Annotated in this window: 22 protein-coding genes; 14 read left to right on the top strand and 8 right to left on the bottom strand. The window is 76.2% G+C overall.

Annotated features, from left to right (window positions below; genetic code table 11):
- Positions 1-37: 37 nt before the first annotated feature.
- Both JOF54_RS01565 and JOF54_RS01570 read right to left on the bottom strand, forming a co-directional pair.
- Positions 38-433: a hypothetical protein gene (locus tag JOF54_RS01565; RefSeq protein ID WP_210052381.1), complete on the bottom strand. Its 396-nt coding sequence runs from the start codon at positions 431-433 to the stop codon at positions 38-40.
- Positions 434-466: 33 nt separating this feature from the next.
- Positions 467-940, bottom strand: coding sequence for a GNAT family N-acetyltransferase (locus JOF54_RS01570; RefSeq protein ID WP_210052383.1), 474 nt, complete (start codon positions 938-940; stop codon positions 467-469).
- An 85-nt stretch (positions 941-1025) separates the two neighbouring features.
- Here JOF54_RS01570 and JOF54_RS01575 point away from each other — a divergent pair, with 85 nt between their 5' ends.
- Entirely contained in the window at positions 1026-1784 is a 759-nt protein-coding gene (locus tag JOF54_RS01575) for a class I SAM-dependent methyltransferase (protein WP_210052385.1), read from the top strand.
- Between the two features lie 10 nt (positions 1785-1794).
- Positions 1795-2154: a hypothetical protein gene (locus JOF54_RS01580; protein ID WP_210052387.1), complete on the top strand. Its 360-nt coding sequence runs from the start codon at positions 1795-1797 to the stop codon at positions 2152-2154.
- Between the two features lie 14 nt (positions 2155-2168).
- Here JOF54_RS01580 and JOF54_RS01585 read toward each other — a convergent pair whose 3' ends face one another.
- The 3 genes from JOF54_RS01585 to JOF54_RS01595 form a co-directional block, all read right to left on the bottom strand.
- Positions 2169-2855: an HAD family hydrolase gene (locus JOF54_RS01585; RefSeq protein ID WP_210052389.1), complete on the bottom strand. Its 687-nt coding sequence runs from the start codon at positions 2853-2855 to the stop codon at positions 2169-2171.
- Positions 2852-3769: a S66 peptidase family protein gene (locus JOF54_RS01590; protein ID WP_307803711.1), complete on the bottom strand. Its 918-nt coding sequence runs from the start codon at positions 3767-3769 to the stop codon at positions 2852-2854. Before JOF54_RS01590 ends, JOF54_RS01585 begins: the two co-directional genes overlap by 4 nt.
- Before the next feature lie 72 nt (positions 3770-3841).
- Positions 3842-4417, bottom strand: a complete 576-nt coding sequence (locus JOF54_RS01595; protein WP_210052391.1) for an SH3 domain-containing protein — start codon at positions 4415-4417, stop codon at positions 3842-3844.
- Positions 4418-4543: 126 nt separating this feature from the next.
- Here JOF54_RS01595 and JOF54_RS01600 point away from each other — a divergent pair, with 126 nt between their 5' ends.
- Positions 4544-5323 carry an SDR family NAD(P)-dependent oxidoreductase gene (locus tag JOF54_RS01600; RefSeq protein ID WP_210052394.1) on the top strand — a complete coding sequence of 260 codons (780 nt, stop codon included), beginning with the start codon at positions 4544-4546 and terminating at the stop codon, positions 5321-5323.
- 66 nt (positions 5324-5389) lie between these two features.
- On the opposite strand, the gene JOF54_RS01605 is transcribed toward JOF54_RS01600, so the two are convergent.
- Positions 5390-6595 carry an MFS transporter gene (locus JOF54_RS01605; RefSeq protein ID WP_210052396.1) on the bottom strand — a complete coding sequence of 402 codons (1206 nt, stop codon included), beginning with the start codon at positions 6593-6595 and terminating at the stop codon, positions 5390-5392.
- 61 nt (positions 6596-6656) lie between these two features.
- Here JOF54_RS01605 and JOF54_RS01610 point away from each other — a divergent pair, with 61 nt between their 5' ends.
- Positions 6657-7061, top strand: a complete 405-nt coding sequence (locus JOF54_RS01610; RefSeq protein WP_210052399.1) for an ArsR/SmtB family transcription factor — start codon at positions 6657-6659, stop codon at positions 7059-7061.
- A 464-nt stretch (positions 7062-7525) separates the two neighbouring features.
- Complete coding sequence (locus tag JOF54_RS01615) at positions 7526-8812, top strand: ROK family protein (RefSeq protein WP_210052401.1); 1287 nt, start codon at positions 7526-7528, stop codon at positions 8810-8812.
- A gap of 38 nt (positions 8813-8850) precedes the next feature.
- On the opposite strand, the gene JOF54_RS01620 is transcribed toward JOF54_RS01615, so the two are convergent.
- Positions 8851-9324, bottom strand: coding sequence for a MarR family winged helix-turn-helix transcriptional regulator (locus JOF54_RS01620; RefSeq protein ID WP_210052402.1), 474 nt, complete (start codon positions 9322-9324; stop codon positions 8851-8853).
- A 166-nt stretch (positions 9325-9490) separates the two neighbouring features.
- Here JOF54_RS01620 and JOF54_RS01625 point away from each other — a divergent pair, with 166 nt between their 5' ends.
- The 9 genes from JOF54_RS01625 to JOF54_RS01660 all read left to right on the top strand — a co-directional run bounded on the left by JOF54_RS01625 (position 9491) and on the right by JOF54_RS01660 (position 19850).
- Positions 9491-9847, top strand: a complete 357-nt coding sequence (locus JOF54_RS01625) for a nuclear transport factor 2 family protein (protein WP_307803712.1) — start codon at positions 9491-9493, stop codon at positions 9845-9847.
- A complete protein-coding gene (locus JOF54_RS01630) occupies positions 9844-10728 on the top strand; it encodes an NmrA family NAD(P)-binding protein (RefSeq protein ID WP_210052405.1) in 885 nt (294 codons plus the stop codon). Before JOF54_RS01625 ends, JOF54_RS01630 begins: the two co-directional genes overlap by 4 nt.
- Entirely contained in the window at positions 10725-11474 is a 750-nt protein-coding gene (locus tag JOF54_RS01635; protein ID WP_210052406.1) for an ABC transporter ATP-binding protein, read from the top strand. Before JOF54_RS01630 ends, JOF54_RS01635 begins: the two co-directional genes overlap by 4 nt.
- Complete coding sequence (locus tag JOF54_RS01640; protein WP_210052408.1) at positions 11474-12817, top strand: hypothetical protein; 1344 nt, start codon at positions 11474-11476, stop codon at positions 12815-12817. The genes JOF54_RS01635 and JOF54_RS01640 overlap by 1 nt, the downstream gene beginning before the upstream one ends.
- An 84-nt stretch (positions 12818-12901) precedes the next feature.
- Positions 12902-12991, top strand: a complete 90-nt coding sequence (locus tag JOF54_RS20605) for a potassium-transporting ATPase subunit F (protein ID WP_245357920.1) — start codon at positions 12902-12904, stop codon at positions 12989-12991.
- Positions 12991-14661 carry a potassium-transporting ATPase subunit KdpA gene (kdpA, locus tag JOF54_RS01645; RefSeq protein ID WP_210052410.1) on the top strand — a complete coding sequence of 557 codons (1671 nt, stop codon included), beginning with the start codon at positions 12991-12993 and terminating at the stop codon, positions 14659-14661. Before JOF54_RS20605 ends, kdpA begins: the two co-directional genes overlap by 1 nt.
- Positions 14662-14699: 38 nt before the next feature.
- Entirely contained in the window at positions 14700-16733 is a 2034-nt protein-coding gene (kdpB, locus tag JOF54_RS01650; protein WP_372443503.1) for a potassium-transporting ATPase subunit KdpB, read from the top strand.
- Between the two features lie 5 nt (positions 16734-16738).
- Positions 16739-17305, top strand: a complete 567-nt coding sequence (gene kdpC, locus JOF54_RS01655) for a potassium-transporting ATPase subunit KdpC (RefSeq protein ID WP_210052415.1) — start codon at positions 16739-16741, stop codon at positions 17303-17305.
- Positions 17306-17312: 7 nt separating this feature from the next.
- Positions 17313-19850 (top strand): DUF4118 domain-containing protein, encoded by a 2538-nt coding sequence (locus JOF54_RS01660; protein WP_307803714.1) that lies wholly within the window; start codon positions 17313-17315, stop codon positions 19848-19850.
- A 66-nt stretch (positions 19851-19916) separates the two neighbouring features.
- Here the strand turns inward: JOF54_RS01660 and der are convergent, their stop codons facing one another.
- Positions 19917-21269, bottom strand: coding sequence for a ribosome biogenesis GTPase Der (der, locus tag JOF54_RS01665; RefSeq protein WP_210052417.1), 1353 nt, complete (start codon positions 21267-21269; stop codon positions 19917-19919).
- Positions 21270-21294 lie beyond the last annotated feature (25 nt).

Consider the following 21294-nt stretch of genomic DNA (forward strand, 5'->3'; position numbering starts at 1 on the left):
GGCGTCGGCCGTGCCCGCACCGGGCCGGCCGGACCGGTCAGCGCAGGACGAGGGCGATGACGACGGCGACGAGGAAGAGCCCGAGCAGGGTCGTCCCGACGATCCCGAGCAGGCGAGCCGCCCGCAGCAGCGCGCCGGGCCGGTACCGCCCCGGTGCGGCCGCCACCTCGCGCAGCCCCCGGCGGGCGAGGACCCAGGCCAGCGGGGCCAGCAGCCCGAGCCCGGACAGCCCGAGCACCCCCAGGACCAGGCTGGTCACGGCGAGCGGGTGCTCCGTCTGGGCCGCGCCGGGACGGCCGTCGGGACCGCCGACCGGGTCGCGGGAGCGCCGCTGGGAGAGCACGACGACCAGCACGACGACGGCGGCCGGCAGCAGCACGACCAGCACGACCAGCGCGACGACGACCAGCTCCTCCGGCCCGAGGCCGTTCACCCGTCCCCCCGGACGTCACCGGCGCGCGCCACGTCAGAGCCGCCGTTCCAGGCAGACCGAGGTCGCGCTGTCCTGGTAGGGCGGGAAGCGCGCGACGGGGGTGAACCCGTGGCGGCGGTAGAAGGCCAGCGCCGCCGCCTGGCGGTCGCCCGTCTCCAGCCTGAGCACGCCGAGCCGGAGCTCCGCCGCCCGCGCCAGCAGCGCCGTCATCAAGCCGTCCGCGACCCCGCGCCCGCGCCACGGGGGGCTGACGAAGAACCGCTTGAGCTCCCCCACGCCGTCGGTCTGCGGCTCGAGCCCCGCCACCGCGACGAGGTCGGCCCCGACCCGGGCGCCCACGAGGTGCACGCCGCTGCGCTCGATCTGCTCGACGGAGTAGCCGAAGGTCTGCTCGGCGCTGTAGCCGCCGGTCGCGAGCTCGGCGGTCAGGGCCGCCAGCAGTTCCTGCACGTCGGGCTCGCGCGCGCTGACCGCTCCCACCACCCACGCCGCAGACCCGTCGACCACCCCCGCACGGTAGCCGCCCCCGCGCCGGCGTCCGGTCCTAGGCTCGACCCCGGGCGCCACCGGGGCGCCGGGCGGAGGAGGCGGCGTGGTCGACGCGGAGTTCGGGCACCCACGGCTGGCCGCCGTCTACGACGCCCTCGACCCCGACCGCTCCGACCTGCTGCCCTACCTCGACCTCGTCGCCGCGCTCGGGGCCCGCCGGGTGCTCGACGTCGGCTGCGGGACCGGGACCTTCGCGCTGCTGCTGGCCGCACGCGGGCTCGACGTCGTCGGCGTCGACCCCGCGGCGGCCTCGCTCGCCGTGGCCCGGGCCAAGCCGGGGGCCGAGCGGGTGCGCTGGGTCGAGGGCGACGCCCGCGCGCTGCGCCTGGACGACCGGGACGTCGCGACCATGACGGCCAACGTGGCGCAGGCCGTCGACGACCCGCAGGACTGGGCGGCGACGCTCCGCGCCCTGCACGCCGCGCTGGTGCCGGGCGGGGTGCTGGTGCTGGAGACCCGGGACCCGGCGGCGCGCGCCTGGGAGGAGTGGACCCGGGAGGCGACGCTGCGGACCGCCGACGTCGCCGGCGCCGGCCCGGTGACCACCTGGACCGAGGTCACCGCCGTCGAGGGTCCGCTGGTGAGCTTCCGCTCGACCTGGCGCTTCGCCGCCGACGGCGCGGTGCTGACCTCGGACTCGACGCTGCGGTTCCGGACCCGCGACGAGGTGGCCGAGGACCTGGGGCGCGCCGGCTTCACCGTGGTCGACGTCCGGGACGCGCCCGACCGCCCGGGCCGCGAGCTGGTCGTGGTGGCCCGCCGCGACGCCGGACCCGTCGACGCCGGAGCCGTCCGGCCCTAGCATCGCCGGGGTGCGGGTGGTGGTCGAGGTCGGCGGCTGGCAGCACGCGTGCTGCGGGCCCGCCTACGAGCGGGACGCCGTCGTCGAGGTCACCTGCCTGGTCGTGCCGGGCGTCGAGGGCGGCCCACCGCGCCACGTCGAGACCCACCACGAGCTGACCACCCGGCACCCGCGGGTGACGCTGCGCGGACGGGTCGTGGACGTCGCCGTCCAGCACCCCGACGGGGAGGTCGAGCCGGTCCTCCGGCTGCCCGGGGGGCGGGCCCTGCGCGGGTACGACGACACCGACGACGGTCACCTGGAGCAGCCCTGGACCGGGCTGCCCGTGACCGCCGACTCGGAGCTGTTCCTGGTGACCCTCGAGACCTGACCCGGGCCCGTCGGTCAGCCGAGCCCGCGCTCCCAGCGCCGCAGCCAGGGCAGGATCGCCACCAGGTCGTCGGCGTCCAGGACGTCGGAGGCGGCCTCCCGCGCCGCCGCGCCGGCGTTGAGCGCCAGGGACGTGGGCAGCGCGCGGAACAGCGGCAGGTCGGAGCGGCTGTCGCCGACCGCGCAGCAGTGCGCGAGCGGGACCCCGCGGACGGCCGCGAGCGCCAGCGCCCCGTCGCGCTTGTCGTGCTCGTCGAACGCCTCGGCCACGGTCCCGTCGTAGTGCGACCCGGTCATGCCCACCCGCGGCCCGCCGTCGGCGGTGAAGCCGTAGCGGCGGGCGAGGAAGGCCCCGACCGGCTGCCACGCGAGCGACGCGAGCACCGGTTCCACGTGGTGCTCGCGGCACCACGCGAGCACCGGCTCGACGCCCGGGATCACCGGCAGGTCCGCCAGCCAGCCGTCGACCTCCGCCGGCGTGGCGCCCGCCCACCCGGCGGCGTCGACGGCGCAGACCTCCTGGTTCGTCAGCTCGCCGCGGGCGTAGCGCTCCTCGGCCCGGTCCAGCGCGGGCTGGTGGCCGAGGTGCGACGCGAGGTAGCTGCTCGACGAGCCGCCGGGGACGAGCGTCCCGTCGACGTCGAAGAACACGAGCCCGCGCGGCCGCTCCCCACCGGGACCCTGCTCCGGCGGCGGGCTCACCGGACGGCCGGGTCCACGGTCAGCGTCCCGGCCGGGACGTCGAGCATGGCGCTGGTGCCGAGCGGGACGGAGGCGGGGTTGAGGCCGTGCCCGACGGGCAGCCCGCCGAGGACGGGCACGCCGAGCGGGGCGAGCCAGTGCCGCAGCACGTCGGCGAGCGTCGTCCCGCTGGCGGTGGTGGTCTCGAACTCGCCGAACGTGCCCAGGGCGACGCCGTGCAGCTGGCCCAGCAGGCCGGTGTGCGCGAGCTGGGCGAAGCAGCGGTCGATCTGGCCGAGCCCGGTGCCGTGGTGGTCCTCCACCAGCAGGATCGCCCCCGCGAGCGAGGGCAGCCCCCAGCCCACCGCCCGGCTCACGCTGTCGAGGTGACCGCCCACCAGCACGCCCGTCGCCCAGCCGCCGGTGCTGAGCTGCGCCGTGTACTCCCCCGGGTCGCTGCGGACCACCACGGGCTCCGGCTCCATCAGGCTCCGCCGCAGCGCCTCGGTGCAGTCCGCGTCGTAGTACTCGTCGGTCCAGTTGACGAAGGGGCCGTGCACCGGTCCCGGCACCCCGGCCCGCAGTAGGGCGAGGTGCACGAAGGTGATGTCGCTGAACCCGACGACGGGCTTGGGGTGCGCGCGCGCCGCGGCGACGTCGAGGTGGGCCGCGATGCGGTAGGCGCCCTTGCCGCCGGTGGTGGCGAAGACGGCGCGGACGCCGGGGTCGCGCAGCGCCGCGTCGAGGTCGGCGAGCCGGACGGCGTCGGGGCCGGCCGTGTAGCCGGTGCGGTCGAAGACGTGCTCGCCCAGCTCGACCTGGAGCCCCCAGCCGCTGACCACCTCGGCCCCCCGGGCGACCGCCTCCCGCGTCGGCGGGCTCGCGGGCGAGACGAACCGGACGCGGTCACCGGGCACCAGGCGGGGAACGGGCACCCGCCGAGACTGCGCCACCCGGCCGTCCCCACGGGTGAGGCGCGCGGACGGCGGGTGACGCGGGACGGACCGTCAGCTGTTGTTCGAGCAGTAGCGCACCTTCGTCGACGTCGTCACGTACGTCGCGCTCACCCAGCGGCCGGCACTGGTCAGGTACCACTTCTGGGCGCCCGAGCCGGTGTAGCACTGCACGCGGAGCTTCGCGCCCTTGGCGTAGGTGCCGGCGCTGGCGTCGGCGGTGCTGGGGCCGACCCGCTTCTTGAGCGCCGTCTTCGTCTTCGCCGCGAACGTCCCGTCGCTCGGGTCGCAGGGCTCGGGGCCGGGGCCGACGTTGCGGACGTAGCGCGCCGACACCCAGTTGGCGTCGCCCTCGCCGTTGACCAGGTACCAGCGCGGGTTGCCGCCGACGACGGGCCCGCTCACCTTGCAGTCCAGGGTCACCTCGGAGCCCTGCGGGTAGGTGTAGTTGTCCGGGGCGTGGGTGCTGGGCCGGAGGTGGCCCACCAGCCCGCCCTTCGCGACGACGACCCCGCGCGCGGGCTCGTCGCCCGGGGCCGCGCTGGCGGTGGTCAGGGGCAGGACGGTGGTCGCGGTGACGGCGGTGGTGGCGGCCAGCGCCAGGACGGTCCTCACGGTGGTGCGGTTCATCTCAGGTCCTTCCGGGACAGCGCCGTCCCTGTCGAGCAGCGCCTGGTGACCGGGAGGAGCAGCGGACGGGCCGGCCTGATACACCGGCGCGCCGGCCGGTGCGGACCCGGGGAGCACGATGGCGGCATGACGACCGTCCTCCTCACCGGCGCCACCGACGGCATCGGCCGCGCCACCGCCGCCCTGCTGCTGTCCCGCGGCCACGACGTCCTCGTGCACGCCCGCAGCGCGGAGCGCGGCGCCCCCGTCCTCACCGAGCTCGCCGACCGGCCCGGCACGGCCCGGCTGGTGACCGGCGACCTCTCGCGGCCCGACGAGGTGCACGCGCTCGCGGCGCAGGTGCGGGAGGCGGGCGGCGTCGACAGCCTGGTGCACAACGCCGGCGTCTGGGTCCGCGGGGCCACGCCGGCCCGGACGGCCGACGGCGTCGAGACGACGCTGGCCGTCAACGTGCTGGCCCCGCACCTGCTGACGGCCCTGCTCGGCGACGCCGTCCGCGACCGCGTGGTCTGGCTCGGCTCGGGGATGGCCGGCTCGGGGCGCCCGGACCCGGAGCGCCTCGGCGAGGTGACCGACCCGCAGCAGGCCTACCGGGACAGCAAGGCCTGCGACGTCGCGCTGGCCGTGGCCTGGGGGCGGCGGCGTCCCGACCTCGCCTCGGCGGCCCTCGACCCGGGCTGGGTGCCGACGAAACTCGCGAGCCCGGGCGCGACCGGACGGGTGCAGGACTCGGCCGAGTCCCTCGCCTTCTGCGCGCTGCCGGTGGCCGAGGGCGGCGCCGACCTCGCCACCGCCCCCTGCTGGAAGGGCCACGGCCCGGCCCGGCTGCCCGGACGGCTGCGCGACGACGCCCTCGTCGACGCCCTGGCCGCCGCCTGCGACCGGCTCACCGGGTTGGGGGACTGACGGGCCGGGTCAGCGGATGGCGCAGCGCGTCCGCCCTCCCCGGCGCGACGCGCACCGGACCCGCCGTCAGGCCGCGGCGAGCGGCGGGCGCCGACCGGTGTGGCCGACGAGGAACAGCGCGAGGGTGGCCAGCCCGAGGGCCGCGCCGACCAGCGGCACGAGGTCGGCGCCGGGCAGCCCGCCGACCCCGCCGAGCGCCGCCCCGCCCAGCAGCGGGGCGAGGGCGATGCCGACGTACATCGCCGTCGAGTACCAGGACAGCGCGATGCCGGCGGTGGCCGGGTCGATGCTCACCAGCCGGTGCTGGACCGGGATCACGGCGGCGAACGCGACGGCGCCCCAGACGACGAAATCCAGCGCCAGCGCGGGGTAGGAGCCCTGCAGCAGCGGCACCAGGGCCAGCGCGACGACCTGGGCCCCGAGGGCGACGGCCACCATCAGCCGGCTGCCCAGCCGGTCGGTCAGCCGGCCCGCGAGCGCGGTGCCGAGCACGCCGCCGGCCCCGAAGGCCAGCAGCAGGACGGCGAGGAGCCGGCTCGAGCCGCCCGTCGCCTGCGCCGTGGCGGCCGCCGAGAAGATGTAGACGACGTTGAACGACGCCGTCAGCAGCAGGGCCGAGCCGAGGGTGAGCACCACCGCCCTCGAGCGCAGCACCCGGAGCCGGGCGGCGACCCCGGCGACCGGCCCCCGGGGGACGTCGCGGACCACGAGCAGCAGGGCCACCGCGAGGGCCGCGCCGACCCCGGCCAGCACGCCGAGGGGCAGCCGCCAGCTACCCGATCCCGCGAGCGCGGTCCCCGCCGGCGAACCCACGGCGATGGCGAGGGTGAAGCCCAGCCCGGCGACGGCCAGGGCGCGGCCCCGCTGCTCGGGCGGCAGCAGGGACGGGGCGGCGGCCGTGGCCGCCGGCACCAGGACCGCTCCCCCGACGGCCGCCAGCACCCGGCCCAGCTCGAACACGAGGAGGCTGCTCGCGACGGCCGTCGTCGCCGTGCCGACGGCGATGACCCCCAGCGCGAGGGCCATCAGCCGGCCGCGGTCGCGGTGGGCGAGCAGGATCGAGAGCACCGGCGACCCGACCGCCACCACGACGGCGTAGAGGGTGATCGTGTAGCCCACCCGGGCGTCGGTGGTCCCCAGCCCGAGGGCGATCTGCGGCAGCACGCCGGCGATGACGAAGGCGTTGGTGCCGACCACGAAGAGCGCCGCGGCGAGCAGCCCGAGCCGCACCCCGACGAGTCGGCCCGGGTACGATGGTTCGACGGTGGTCATACCGTGACCGTACCCCGCGGTTCGACGACTGTCGAACCGATCTTGAGGTGAGGAGCCCGCCGTGACCGACCAGCCCGTCCCCGACGTGGCCGACCTCGACCTGGTCCAGGTGCTACGCGCCCTCGCCGACCCGACGCGGCTCGACATCGTCACCGTGCTCGCCGACGGCCGGCCCCACCCCAAGCGGGTCGACGCGTGGGGCACGGGCGTCACGAAGTCGACGATGTCGCACCACTTCAAGGTGCTGCGCGAGGCGGGCCTGACCCGCACGCTGGTGGAGGGCCGGGCGCAGTTCTGCGAGCTCCGGCGCGCCGACCTCGACGCCCGCTTCCCGGGCCTCGTCGAGGCGCTGACCAGGACCGGGCCGATGGGCGACGGGCGGCCGGCGGTCCGCACCGACGTCGTCCGGGACCACCTGGCGCGGACCGCGGAGGACCGGTCCGAGGACCCGCCGACCACGAGCTAGGCCGACTCACGCCCGCAGGCAGCAACTGCGGGAAGACGACAGCGGGGAGCCGGTCCGGGCTGTCGTCCTCCCGCAGTTGCTCGCCTCCGCTTCCGCCGCTCCCTGAGCCTGTCGAAGGGCCCCGTCGCACCGGCGAGTGCTGAGAAGGTGCAGAGAAGACGGGCCCAGACGTGCCTCTCTTCAGCACTCGCACCGGCCACGGCTCGGCCTGCGTCGAGGTAAGGGGTCGGCCGGCTTGCGCGAGCAGAGCCGTCCTGCTCGACGTCTTCAGCTCGGACGAGCGTTCACCTGGGTCACGCCCCGCGCCAGTTCACCGACCGCGCGCGGGAACTGCGGGGAGACGACAGGCGGGAGCCGCTCGGAGCTGTCGGCTCTCCGCAGTTCAGCCCACCCAGGCCCGGGGCGCCGGGCCCGACACGACGCGATCGGTCCCCCGACCGCCCGACATTCGCCAGACTGGGCGCATGTCGCCCCTGCCCACCTCCCGCGAGGTCAGCCACGCCGCCCTGCTGCAGGTGCTGCGCCAGGTCGGCCCGACGACCCGCGCGGAGCTGGAGCGGACCACCGGGCTCGGCCGCAAGATCGTCTCCGAGCGCGTCCAGGAGCTGATGGCGCTCGGGCTGGTGTCCGAGGGCGAGCTGGCCCGCTCGACGGGGGGCCGGATGCCCCGGACCGTCGGGCTGCAGGCCGACCGGGGTCTGCTCGGCGTCGCCCAGATGAACCTGCACCAGACGACCGTGGCGCTGACCGAGCTGGACGGGACGGTGCTGGTCCGCGAGCAGCTCGCGCTGGGTGCGGCCGCCGGGCCGGAAGCCGTCTGCGACGGCATCGCGACGACGCTCCGGGGGCTGCTGGAGTCCAGCGGCCAGACCTCGGAACGGCTCTGGGCGGTCGGCGTCGGCGTGCTGGCGCCCGTCGACCGTGACCTCGGGCACGTCGCCCCCGGGCACCTCTTCGAGGGCACGGCGCTGGCCGGCTGGGACGGCTACCCGGTCCGGCAGCGGCTGGCCGACGCGCTCGAGCGCCCCGTCTGGGTGGACAACGAGGTGAACCTGATGGCGCTGGGCGAGCTGCGGTCCGGCCAGGCGCGCGGGGTCGACGACGTCGTCCTGGTGAAGCTCGGCCCGAGCATCGGCGGCGGTCTCGTCCTGGGCGGCCGGCTGCAGCACGGCGCCGCCGCCGCGGGCGAGATCGGCCACCTGGCCGTGCCCGGGGAGGAGCCGCGGCCTTGCTGGTGCGGCGGCCGCGGCTGCCTCTCGACTTTCGCGTCGACGGCCGCGCTCCTCGACGAGGCCCGCGCCGAGGGTGTGCCGCTCCCCGCCCCGGCGCAGGACCCGCAGCCCGCCGACGACGAGGACGCGGTCCGCGCGCTGGTCGCGGCCGCGGCCGACGGGCACCCGGGGGCCGTCCGGGTGCTGACCCGGGCCGGCGAGCGCACCGGGGCGGTGCTGGCCGGCGTCGTCACCCTGCTCAACCCCGCGCTCGTGCTGCTCAGCGGCACCCTGGTCGCCGAGGGCGACGTCGTCGTCGACGCCGTCCGGGCCGCCGTCGACGCCCGCGCCATGCGGGTGGCCACGGAGTCGCTCAGCCTGACCGTCTCGCCGCTGAGCGACACCGCCGGCCTGGTCGGGGCGGCGGCGATGGCGGCCGACGGCCTCTTCGGCCCGCGCGCGCTCGCCGTCTGGCTGGACGACGGCGCACCCCACCGGGACCGCGCCGCCCTCCAGGCCGCGGCCGCCGCCGACCGCTGACCCGGGCTCGGCCGCGCTCCCGGGCGACCCGGGCCGGCTCAGTCCTCGGTCGCCGCGAGGTGGCGGGCCAGGGCCTCCATCGCGTCAGCCAGCGCCTCCAGCTGGGCGGGGCTCAGCACGTCGGCGAAGTGGGTGCGCACGGTGCGGGAGTGGGCGGTCGTGGCCGCCAGGAAGACCGTCCGCCCCTGCTCGGTGATCACCACCTCCGAGCCGCGGCGGTCCGCGGCGTGCGGGCGCCGGCTCACCAGCCCCCGCCGCTCCATCCGGACGAGGTGGTGGGACAGCCGGCTCTGCTCCCAGCCGATCCGCTCCGCGAGCTCGGTGAGGCGGATGGTGCCCTCCCCCAGCTCGTGCAGGGTGACGAGCACCGGGTAGTCGCTGCCGGACAGCCCCGAGTCGGCGAGCAGCAGCTGGTCCGAGCGCCGGCGCAGCAGCGCGGTCGTCTCGATCAGCCCGCGCCAGGCCCGCAGCTCGAGGGGGTCCAGCTCCCACGACCCGGCCTCGGACTCCACCCCCGCAACCTAGCAACGCGCCGCGCGCTCGTCCGCCGCGCGCTCGTCCGCCGCCCGCGGCGGCAGGGTCCACCCCGCACGACCGATGCTTGACGTGTCATGTATCGCGCTCCTACGCTGCCCGCGCGGGCGGCTGCCCGCGGCGAGGACGACGGGGAGGACCGACGTGGCCACGATCGAGGAGCTCATGACGGCGCAGCTGCTGGAGGTGTTCGCCGAGCACGACCCGGAGCGGCGCCGGGCGGCGATCGCGCGCACATACACCCCGGGGGTGCAGTTCTTCGACCCCGACGACAGCCTCACCGGCCACGACGCCCTGCACGCCAAGGTGCAGCAGATCCTCGACGGGGCACCCGGCCTGGTCTTCGCCGCCGACGGCCCCGTCCGGGTCAACCACGACCTCGGGTACCTGGCGTGGACGCTGGCGCCCGAGGGGCAGCCGCCGGTGGTCCGCGGCCTCGACATCGCGCTGGTGGAGGACGGCCTCCTCGCCCGCGTCTACACGCTGCTGCAGACGCCGTGACCGCCGGCGGGCACCCGGTCCCCGACGGCGAGCTCGGCGTGCTGGGCGCCACCGGCCAGCAGGGCGGCGCCGTCGTCCGGGCCCTGCGCGCCCGGGGGGCGGGGGTCCGGGCGCTGGTCCGCGACGTCCACGACCCGCGGAGCCGGGCGCTGGCGGCCGACGGCGTCCACGTCGTGCGGGCCGACACCGACGACCCGGCCGGCCTGCCGGCGGCGATGGCGGGACTGCGCGGCCTGTTCGCCATGACGGTGTTCGCCGGCCACGGGCCCGAGGGCGAGGTCGTGCAGGGCCGGGCGGTCGTCGACGCGGCCGCCGCGGCCGGGGTGCCGCACGTCGTCTACAGCTCCGTCGGCGGTGCGGACCGGGGCTCCGGCGTGCCGCACTTCGCCAGCAAGTGGGCCGTCGAGGAGCACCTGCGGGCCTCGGGCGTGCCCGCGAGCGTCGTCCGGCCCGTCTTCTTCATGGAGAACTTCCTGGGCGCGCTGGCCCCGGCGCCCGGCGACGGGGACCTCGTCCTGCGCACCCCGCTCCGGCCCGGGGTGCCGCTGCAGATGATCGCCGTCGCCGACATCGGCGCGGTCGCCGCGGCCGCGCTGCTCGACCCGGCGCTGGTGCCGCCCGACGGGCTGGAGATCGGCGGCGACGAGCTGACGCCCGAGGCGGTCACCGAGGTGGTCGCCGCCCGGACCGGGACCACCTGCCGGCTGGCGACCGTCCCGCTCGCCGACGTCGGGGACGACGACAGCCGCGCCATGTTCGGCTGGCTCGGCACGCTGCCGGCCTACCGGGCCGACGTCGCCCGGACCCGCCGGCTGCAGCCCGCCCTGCAGACCTTCGACGACTTCGTGGCCGCCCGCACGGGCGCCGCTGCCCGACGGTGAGCGCCCCGGCCCCGCTGCTCGAGGCCCGCGGCGTCGGCAAGAGCTTCCCGGCCCAGGACGGCGCGGGGGCGGTGGAGGTGCTGCGCGACGTCACCCTCGCCGTCGCGCCGGGCGAGCTGGTCGCCGTCGTCGGGCCCAGCGGCTCGGGCAAGTCGACCCTGCTCTACTGCCTGGCCGGGCTCGAGCCGCTGACGACCGGGTCGGTGTCGGTGCTGGGCACCCCGCTGGCGGGCCTGCGGCCCCGCGCGCTGGCGGCGCTGCGCCGCGACCACGTCGGCTTCGTCTTCCAGTCCTACAACCTCATCACCTCCCTCCACGCCTGGGAGAACGTCGCGCTGCCCGCGCGGCTCGCCCGTGGGCGGGTCTCCCCCGCCGTCGTCGACGACGCCCTGCGGCGGGTCGGGCTCGCCGACCGCGCCCGCTACAAGCCCGCCGCCCTCTCCGGCGGCCAGCAGCAGCGGGTGGCGATCGCCCGGGTGCTGGCCAGCGGGCCCGACCTCGTCTTCGCCGACGAGCCGACCGGGGCGCTGGACACCGCCCGCGGCGCCGAGGTGCTCGCGCTGCTGCGAGAGGTCGTCGACCAGCACCGCTCCGTCGTCATGGTCACCCACGACCTGGAGGCGGCCGCGCGGGCGGACCGCGTCCTGGTCCTGCGCGACGGCCGGCTGCACGCCGAGCTGGTGCACCCGACCGCGGCCGAGGTCCTCGCCGCGGTCACCCGGGCCGAGCAGCCGGGCCCGGCCTGATGCTGCGCCTGGTGCTCGCCGACCTGCTGCAGCACGCCCGGGTCTGGCTCGGCGTCACCGTCGTCGCCGCCGCGGCCGCCCTGGTCCTCAGCACCGCCGCCGCCGACCTCGAGACGGCGGCCCGGACCGGCGGGGACGTCGGTCTGGCGCTCTACGCGATCGGCGGGCTCGTCGTGGCGACGACGACGGTGGCCGCCGTCGTCGTGCTGGCGTCGGCCGCCGACCTGACGGTGGTGCTGCAGCAGCGCAGCCACGCCCTGTGGCTGCTGCTCGGGATCAGCCCGGCCGCCGTCCGACGGGTGGTCCGGGCACAGCTCCTGCTGGCCGGGCTGGTCGGGGCCCTGGGCGGCACCGCGCTCGCCGTCCCCCTGCTGGCGCCCCTGTTCGCCCGCACGGTGGGGGCCGCACCCGGCTTGGGGATGGTCGAGGTCCGGTTCGGCGGGCTCAGCGCGGCCGCGGTCGTCGTGGTGGTCGTGGTCGTCGTCGGCCTCAGCGGCGGACGCAGCGCCCGACGGGCGTCCCGGGTCGCCGCCACCGCCGTGCTGCGCGACCCCGACCCGCCCGGCACCCGCGCGGGCGCGGGCCGGTGGGTGCTGGCGGTGGTCCTGCTCGGGGTCCTCGTCGCCGTGCTCGCCAGCCTCGGCGGCCGGCCCGCCGACCGGCTGCAGCCCCCGCTGCTGCTGACCGGTCTGCTGGTGGCCGGCGTGCTGGTCGCGCTCGGCCCGCTCGTCGTCCCGGCGGTGCTGCGGGCGTGGACCCGGCTCGTCCCCGTCCGGCTCTCGTCGGCGTGGTTCCTCGCCCGGGCCAGCGCCGCCCACCGCACCGGGCGCAGCGCGGCGGCCATCAGCCCGCTGCTCGTCGCGTGCGCGCTCACCGGCAGCCTGTCCGCGGCCGGCGCCGTCGCCACGGCCGGACCGGCGGAGGCTGGCACCGTCAGCCCGGTGTCGCTGCCCACCGTCGTCCTGCTGGTGGGCGGGCCGGTGCTGCTGTCGGTCCTGGGCGCCGTCGTCACGGTCCTGATGTCCGCCGGCCCCCGCCACCGCGAGGCCGCCCTGGTGCGGGCCGCCGGCGGCACCCCGGGCCTGGTCCTGCTGGCCGCGCTCGCGGAGGCCGTCATCTACGTCGTCACCGCCGCCCTGCTCGGCCTGGTCGCCGTCGCGGTGACCACGGCCGTCGGGCTCGCGGCGGTCGGGGCACCCCTGCTCGGACCGGCGACGGGGCCCGGCTTCCGCGCCGCCGGGGTGACCGCCGCGGCCGAGCTCGTCGTGCTCGCCGCCGCCGCCCTCGTGCCCGCCGCCCTCGGCGCCCGCCGCTCCGTCCGGGCGGTGCTGGCCGCGGAGTAGGGACCCCGTCAAGACGGCGTCAAGAGCCGTCAAGACGCTGTCAAGACCGGTCGGACCACGACGGCCGCGGTGTGGGCTGGAGCCATGTCCCTGCTGTCGATCGCCCTGCTGCTGGGGGTGGCCGCCCTCGTCGTCTACCTGCTGGCCACCCTCGTCCTCCCCGAGAGGTTCTGATGCCGGCCCTCTCCGACGCCGCCGCCGGCCTGGCCACCACCGGCCTGCTCGTCCTGCTGCTGGCCCTCGCGTACGTGCCCCTCGGCGACCACCTCGCGCGCGTGCTCACGCCGGTCCGCCACTCCCGCGTCGAGCGCCTCGTCTACCGCGCCGCCGGCGTCGACCCCGACGGCCGGCAGAGCGCCCGGAGCTACGCCGTCGCCGTGCTGGCCTTCTCGGCCGTCTCGGTCGTGGCCCTGGTGGCGATCCTCATGGGCCAGTCCGCCCTCCCCTTCGACCGCGGGCTGCCGGGGATGGGCTTCGCGATGGCGCTGAACACCGCTGTCTCCTTCGTGACGAACACCAACTGGCAGTCCTACGGCGGGGAGTCCACGCTCGGCCACACCGCGCAGATGACCGGCCTCGCGGTGCAGAACTTCGTCTCGGCCGCCGTCGGGATCGCCGTCGCGGCCGCGCTGATCCGGGGCTTCGTGGCCTCCCGGACCGGCGAGCTGGGGAACTTCTGGGTCGACCTGACCCGGGTGGTGCTGCGGGTCCTGCTGCCGATCTCGGTCGTCGGCGCCCTCGTGCTGGTCGCCGGTGGGGTCATCCAGAACTTCGCCCCCGACACCGTGGTGACCACGGTGACCGGGGGCAGCCAGACCCTGCCCGGCGGTCCGGTGGCCTCCCAGGAGGTCATCAAGCAGCTCGGCACCAACGGCGGCGGCTTCTTCAACGCCAACTCCGCCCACCCCTTCGAGAACCCGAACCCGCTGACCAACCTGTTCCTGGTCTTCCTCATGCTGGTCATCCCCGTCGCGCTCACCCGGACCCTGGGCACGATGCTGGGCGACCGGCGGCAGGGCCGCGCCGTGCTGGCGGCCATGACCGTCCTCTGGGCCGGGGCCCTGGCCCTGACCACCTGGGCCGAGACGAGCGGGGCCGGGCTCGCCGCCGGGGCCGCGGGCGCCGCCCTGGAGGGCAAGGAGACCCAGTTCGGCCCCTGGACGAGCGCCCTGTTCGCCGTCTCCACCACCGGCACCTCGACCGGCGCCGTCAACGCCATGCACGACTCGCTGAGCCCGGCCGGTGGCGGGGTCGTGCTCGTCAACATGCTGCTCGGCGAGGTCTCGCCGGGCGGGACCGGCTCCGGCCTCTACGGGATGCTGGTGGCCGCCATCCTGGCCACCTTCGTCGCCGGGCTGATGGTCGGGCGCACGCCGGAGCTCCTCGGCAAGAAGATCGGCGCGCGGGAGATGACCTTCGTGTCGCTCTACGTGCTCGCCTCGCCCGCGCTCGTGCTGATCGGGCTCGGCGTCGCGATGGCGCTGCCCAGCACCCCGGACGCCCAGGGCAACGCCGGTGCGCACGGCCTGTCGGAGGTCTTCTACGCCTACGCCTCGGCGGCGAACAACAACGGCAGCGCCTTCGGCGGGATCACCGTGACCTCCGACTTCTTCCAGTACACCCTCGCCGCCGCCATGCTCGTCGGCCGGCTGCTGCCGATCGTCCTCGTCCTCGGCCTGGCGGGGTCGCTGGCGCAGGCCCGGCCGGTCCCGGTCACCCCCGGGACGCTGCCCACCACCACCCCGCTGTTCGTCACCCTGCTCGTCGGCGTGGTCCTCCTCGTCACGGGTCTCACCTTCTTCCCCGGGCTCGCGCTCGGGCCGATCGCCGAGGCGCTCTCATGACCCTCTCCCCGCTCACCGACCCCGACCTCGACGCGGTGCTGACCAGCACCAGCTCCGACCGCCGCTCCCGCGCGGGCACCGCACCGCTGCGCGGCCAGCTCGCCGCCGCCCTGCCCGAGGCGTTCCGCAAGCTCGACCCCCGGCACCTGTGGACCAGCCCGGTGGTGCTCATCGTCTGGATCGGCTCCGTCGTCACCACGGTCGCGGCGGTCGCCGAGCCCGGCGTCTTCTCCGTGTCCATCGCGGTGTGGCTCTGGCTGACGGTGCTGTTCGCCAACCTCGCCGAGTCCGTCGCCGAGCGCCGGGGACGGGCGCAGGCCGCCTCGCTGCGGGCCACCCGCACCGACACCGTCGCCCGCCGGGTGGACCCCGACGGCGGCGAGAACGCGGTGCCCAGCACCCAGCTGGTCGTCGGCGACCGCGTCCGCGTCAGCGCCGGCCAGGTCGTGCCCGGTGACGGCGACGTCGTCGAGGGCGTGGCGAGCGTCGACGAGTCCGCCATCACCGGCGAGTCGGCCCCGGTGATCCGCGAGGCCGGCGGCGACCGCTCGGCCGTGACCGGCGGCACCACCGTGCTCAGCGACGAGGTCGTCGTCCGGATCACCGCGGCCGCCGGCGAGTCCTTCCTCGACCGGATGATCGGCCTTGTCGAGGGGGCGCAGCGCCGCAAGACCCCGAACGAGGTCGCGCTGTCCATCCTGCTGTCCGGCCTGACGCTGATCTTCCTGCTCGCCGTCGTGACGATCCAGCCGCTGGCCACCTATTCCGGTCAGCGCCAACCCGTCGTCGTCCTGGTCGCCCTGCTGGTGTGCCTGATCCCCACCACGATCGGCGCCCTGCTGAGCGCCATCGGCATCGCCGGCATGGACCGGCTCGTGCAGGCCAACGTGCTGGCCATGTCGGGCCGCGCCGTCGAGGCCGCCGGGGACGTCAGCACCCTGCTGCTCGACAAGACCGGCACCATCACCTACGGCAACCGGCAGGCGGCCGAGCTGCTGCCGCTCACGGGCGTCGACCCGGCCCGGCTGCGCGACGTCGCCCGCTGGTCCAGCCTGGCCGACCAGACCCCCGAGGGCCGCTCGGTCGTCCAGCTCGCCCTCGCCCAGGGGGCCGACGACGACGACCTGCCGGACGGGGCCACCTACCTCGCCTTCACCGCCCAGACGCGGATGTCCGGCGTCGACGTCGGGGACCGGCAGATCCGCAAGGGTGCGGCCTCCGCCGTCGCGGCCTGGCTGGGCCGGACCCCGGACGGGCTGGACGCGCTCGTCGAGCGGGTCTCGGCCTCGGGCGGCACGCCGCTCGTCGTGGCCGAGCGGACCGGCGCGCGGTCCGAGGTCCTCGGCGTCGTCCACCTCAAGGACGTCGTCAAGCCCGGCATCGCCGAGCGCTTCGCCGAGCTGCGCTCGATGGGGATCCGGACGGTGATGATCACCGGCGACAACCCGCGGACCGCCGCCGCGATCGCCGCCGAGGCGGGCGTCGACGACTACCTCGCCGAGGCCACGCCCGAGGACAAGATGGCGCTGATCAAGGAGGAGCAGGCCGGCGGCCGGATGGTCGCGATGACCGGCGACGGCACCAACGACGCCCCCGCGCTGGCCGCCGCCGACGTCGGGGTGGCGATGAACTCCGGCACCGCCGCGGCCAAGGAGGCGGGCAACATGGTCGACCTCGACTCCGACCCCACCAAGCTGATCAAGGTCGTGGCCATCGGCAAGCAGCTGCTGATCACCCGCGGGGCGCTGACGACCTTCTCGATCGCCAACGACGTCGCCAAGTACTTCGCGATCATCCCCGCCATGTTCGTGGCCGTCCACCCCGGCCTGCAGACGCTGAACGTCATGCGCCTCTCGTCGCCGTCGTCCGCCATCCTCTCCGCGGTGATCTTCAACGCCCTGGTGATCGTGGCCCTCATCCCGCTCGCCCTGCGCGGCGTGCGGTACCGGCCCGGACCCGCGGCCGACGTGCTCCGCCGCAACCTGCTGCTCTACGGCGTCGGCGGCGTCGTCGTGCCCTTCGTCGGCATCAAGATCATCGACCTCCTCGTCTCCCTCCTCCCAGGACTGTGACCACCATGACCCTCCGCCAGCTCCTCACCGGCGTGCGCCTGCTCGCCGTCCTCACCGTCCTCCTCGGCGTCGCCTACCCCGCCGCGGTCTGGGGGCTCGGTCAGGTCGCCTTCCCCGACCGGGCCCGCGGCTCGCTGCTCGTCGCCGACGGCGCCGTCCGCGGCTCCACCCTCCTCGGGCAGGCGGTGGAGGGCGACCAGTGGTTCCAGCCCCGGCCCTCCGCCGGCGACTACGACGCCCAGGCCAGCGGCGGCTCCAACGCCGGGCCCTCCGACCCCGACCTGCTGGCCGCCATCGCCGAGCGCCGCGCCGCCGTGGCCGCCCGCGAGGGCGTCGCCCCCGCCGACGTCCCCGCGGACGCCCTGACCGCCTCGGCCTCCGGGCTCGACGCCTTCGTCTCCCCCGCCTACGCGCGCCTGCAGGAGGACCGGGTGGCGCGGGAGCGCGGCCTGGACCGCGCGGAGGTTGCGGAGCTGGTCGCCGCGGCCACCTCGGGCCGCACCCTGGGCTTCCTCGGCGAGCCGCGGGTCAACGTCGTCGAGCTGAACGCCGCGCTCGCGGCCCGGTCCTGAGGCGGCGGTGAGCCACCCCGGGCAGCTCCGGGTCTACCTCGGCGCCGCCCCCGGCGTCGGGAAGACCTTCGCCATGCTCGACGAGGGGCACCGGCGCGCCGAGCGCGGCACCGACGTCGTCGTCGGCTACGTCGAGACCCACGGCCGCCCGCGCACGGCGGAGGCCGTCGAGGGCCTGGAGGTGGTCCCCCGCCAGCCGGTCGGCTACCGGGGCGTCGAGACGACGGAGATGGACCTCGACGCCGTGCTGGCCCGACGGCCCCAGGTGGTCCTCGTCGACGAGCTGGCCCACACCAACGCCTTCGACGAGGACCACCGGCGGCGCCACCCGGGCACGCACGCCAAGCGCTGGCAGGACGTGCAGGTGCTCCTCGCCGCCGGCATCGACGTGGTGACCACCCTGAACGTGCAGCACCTGGAGTCGCTGAACGACGTGGTGGAGGCGATCACCGGCATCCGGCAGGGCGAGACCGTCCCCGACGCGGTGGTCCGGGCCGCTGCCGTCGAGCTCGTCGACATGAGCCCGCAGTCGCTGCAGAGGCGGATGGCCCACGGGAACATCTACCCGGCCGAGAAGGTCGAGCACGCGCTCACCCACTACTTCCGCGAGGGCAACCTCGCGGCCCTGCGCGAGCTCGCCCTGCTGTGGCTCGCCGACCGGGTGGACGAGGGCCTCGACCGCTACCGCAGCGCCCACGGGATCGACGCCACCTGGGCCACCCGCGAGCGCGTGGTGGTGGCGGTGTCCGGGCTGGAGGAGTCGACGGCGCTGCTGCGGCGCGCCGCCCGGATCGCCTCGCGCAGCACCGGCGGGGAGTGGATGGCGGTCTACGTCACCCGCCGCGACGGGCTGGCCGGGGTCTCGGCCGTCCAGCTGGAGAAGCTGCGCGTCACCACCGCCGGGCTGGGCGGGACCTTCCACGCCGTCGTGGCCGCCGACGTCGCCGCCGGCCTGCTGGACTTCGCCCGCGGGGTCAACGCCACCCAGGTGCTGATCGGCGCCAGCCGCCGCAGCCGGCCCGCCAGCCTGCTCCGCCCCGGCGTGGGCGAGGTGGTCATCGCCGAGTCCGGCGACATCGACGTGCACGTGGTCACCCACCCCTACGCCCGGCGGGGTGCCGGCACGGGCCGCCGACGCGCGACCGTGAGCCGCCGGCGGCGGGTCGGCGGGCACCTGATGGCCGTGCCCGGCAGCCTGGCCCTGGCCGCGCTGCTGACCGCCAGCCCCGACCTGCACGCCCTGCCCACCGAGTCGATGCTCTTCATGGCCCTCGTGGTCGCCACCGCCCTCGTCGGCGGGCTGCTGCCCGCCGTGCTGGGCGCCGTCCTCAGCAGCCTGCTGCTCAACGTCCTCTTCGTGCCCCCCACCGGCACGCTGACCATCGCCGACCCTGAGAACGCGCTCGCGCTCGCGGTCTTCCTGCTCACCGGCGTGGCCGTCGCCACCGTCGTCGACCGGGCCGCGAGGCGCACCGAGCAGGCCACCCGCGCCCGGGCCGAGGCGAACGCGCTCGCCGTGCTCTCCCACACGCTGCTGCACACCGGCGACAACCCCGCCGAGCTGCTGCAGAAGGTGTGCGAGGTGTTCGCCATGACGGGGGCGGCGATCCTGCGGCGCACCGACGAGGGCTGGACGGCCGAGGCCGTCGTCGGCGACGCCCCGGGCACCCCCGACGGCGGGGACGCCCGGATCACCGTGTCCTCCGACGTCGCCGTGGTTCTCCGCGGGCACCCCCTCGACGCGGCCGACCAGCGCCTGATGTCGGCCTACGCCGCGCACTTCGCGGTGGTCCGCGAGCGCCGCGAGGCCCTGGCCGAGTCCCGGCACGCGGCTGAGCTGGCCGAGGCGGACCGGACCCGGACCGCCCTGCTCGCCGCCGTCTCGCACGACCTGCGCACCCCGCTGGCGGGGATCAAGGCGGCGGTCGGCAGCCTCCGCGACCCGTCGGTCACCTGGTCGGCCGCGGACGAGGCCGAGCTGCTGGCCGCCGTCGAGATCGGCGCCGACCGGCTGGAGAACCTCGTCGGCAACCTGCTGGACCTCAGCCGGCTCCAGATGGGCACGCTCAGCCCGCTGCTGGGCGAGGTCGACCTGGAGAGCGCCGTCGGCTGGGCGCTGGAGCCGCTGCCGGACGCCGGGCGCGTCGTCCTGCGCCTCGACCCCGCGACGCCGACGGCCCGGGCCGACGCCGGCCTGCTCGACCGCGTGGTCGCCAACCTCGTCGAGAACGCGCTCCGGCACGGCGCCGGGGCCCCGGTGGAGATCACCAGCGGTCCCGCGCGCGGGTCCGACGGCAGCCCCCGTGTCCAGCTCCGGGTCACCGACCACGGGCCCGGTGTCCCCGGCGGTGCGCGCGAGGACCTGTTCACCCCGTTCCAGCGCCTGGGCGATGTGCCCCAGGGCGACGGGCTGGGCCTCGGGCTCGCGGTGGCGCGCGGGCTCACCGAGGCGATGGCCGGCACCCTGGACGCGAGGGAGACCCCGGGCGGCGGGCTCACCCTGGTCGTCGAGCTGCCGGCTCGGGCGCCGGACGGGACGCCCTGACCCACCGGGGTCAGGGCGAGGACGTCAGGGCAGGGACGTCAGGGCGGGGACGTCAGGGCAGGGACGTCAGGAGCGGTCCTTGCGCTTCTCGCGCGCCCGGACCTCGACGTGCACCGGCGTGCCGACGAAGCCGAACTCCTCGCGCAGCCGCCGCTCGACGAACCGGACGTAGCCCGGGTCGATCTGGCCGGAGGTGAACAGCACGAAGGTCGGCGGGCCGGCCTGGGCCTGGGTGCCGAAGAGGATCCGCGGCTGCTTGCCGCTGCGCACCGGGTGCGGGTGGGCGGCGACGATGCGGCCGAGGAAGGCGTTGAGCTTGCCCGTCGAGATGCGCGTCTCCCAGCCGGCGAGCGCCTCCTGGATCGCCGGGCCGAGCCGGTCGACGTGCCGGCCGGTGGTGGCGGAGATGTTGACGTGCGAGGCCCAGCCGAACTGGACGAGGTCGCGCTCGATCTCGCGGTCGAGGTAGCGGCGGCGCTCCTCGTCGGTGAGGTCCCACTTGTTGAAGGCGATGACCAGGCCGCGCCCGGCCTCCTCGACCGAGGTGAGGATGCGCAGGTCCTGCTCGGTGACGGGCTCGCTGGCGTCGATGACGACGACGCACACCTCGGCCCGCTCGATGGCGCCGTGGGTGCGCAGCGAGGCGTAGAACTCGTGGCCCGACGCCTCCTTCACGCGGCGCCGGATGCCGGCGGTGTCGATGAAGTTGTAGATGGTGCCGTCGACCTCGACCAGCTCGTCGACCGGGTCGACGGTGGTGCCGGCCACGTTGTCGACGACGACCCGCTGCTGCCCGGAGACCTTGTTGAGCAGGCTCGACTTGCCGACGTTCGGCTTGCCGACGATGGCGATCCGGCGGGGGCCGCGCTCGGCCTGGACGACCTCGCGCGGCGCCTCGGGGATGGCCTCCAGGATCGCGTCGAGCAGGTCGCCGCTGCCGCGGCCGTGCAGCGCCGAGACGGGGAAGGGCTCGCCCAGCCCGAGGTTCCACATGGTGGCGGCCTCGGCCTCGGAACGCTGGTCGTCGACCTTGTTGGCGGCCAGGACGACGGGCTTGCCGCTGCGGCGCAGGATCTGCACCACCGCCTCGTCGACGTCCTGGGTGCCGACGGTGGCGTCGACGACGAAGAGGACGGCGTCGGCGGCGGCGATGGCCAGCTCGGCCTGCTCGGCGATCTGGGCGGCCATGCCCTTGGCGTCGGGGGCCCAGCCGCCGGTGTCGACGAGGACGAACTGCTTGCCGTTCCAGTCGGCGTCGTAGGACACCCGGTCCCGGGTCACGCCGGGGACGTCCTGCACGACGGCCTCGCGGCGGCCGATGATGCGGTTGACCAGGGTCGACTTGCCCACGTTGGGGCGGCCGACGACGGCCACCACCGGCAGGATCGGGGCCGCGTCGGCGGTCTCGAGGTCGGTCATGTGCTCACTTCAGATCTGCGTCTCA

Origin of the sequence: Microlunatus capsulatus, from assembly GCF_017876495.1 — a bacterium.
In the GTDB taxonomy this organism is placed as follows: domain Bacteria; phylum Actinomycetota; class Actinomycetes; order Propionibacteriales; family Propionibacteriaceae; genus Microlunatus; species Microlunatus capsulatus.

Bases quoted from the DNA above. Each gene is read 5' to 3' on its own strand.
- JOF54_RS01605 (WP_210052396.1), bottom strand. From the start codon at position 6,595: ATGACCACCGTCGAACCATCGTACCCGGGCCGACTCGTCGGGGTGCGG.
- JOF54_RS01615 (WP_210052401.1), top strand. From the start codon at position 7,526: ATGTCGCCCCTGCCCACCTCCCGCGAGGTCAGCCACGCCGCCCTGCTG.
- JOF54_RS01595 (WP_210052391.1), bottom strand. From the start codon at position 4,417: ATGAACCGCACCACCGTGAGGACCGTCCTGGCGCTGGCCGCCACCACC.
- der (WP_210052417.1), bottom strand. From the start codon at position 21,269: ATGACCGACCTCGAGACCGCCGACGCGGCCCCGATCCTGCCGGTGGTG.
- JOF54_RS20605 (WP_245357920.1), top strand. From the start codon at position 12,902: ATGTCCCTGCTGTCGATCGCCCTGCTGCTGGGGGTGGCCGCCCTCGTC.
- JOF54_RS01640 (WP_210052408.1), top strand. From the start codon at position 11,474: ATGCTGCGCCTGGTGCTCGCCGACCTGCTGCAGCACGCCCGGGTCTGG.
- JOF54_RS01600 (WP_210052394.1), top strand. From the start codon at position 4,544: ATGACGACCGTCCTCCTCACCGGCGCCACCGACGGCATCGGCCGCGCC.
- kdpC (WP_210052415.1), top strand. From the start codon at position 16,739: ATGACCCTCCGCCAGCTCCTCACCGGCGTGCGCCTGCTCGCCGTCCTC.
- kdpA (WP_210052410.1), top strand. From the start codon at position 12,991: ATGCCGGCCCTCTCCGACGCCGCCGCCGGCCTGGCCACCACCGGCCTG.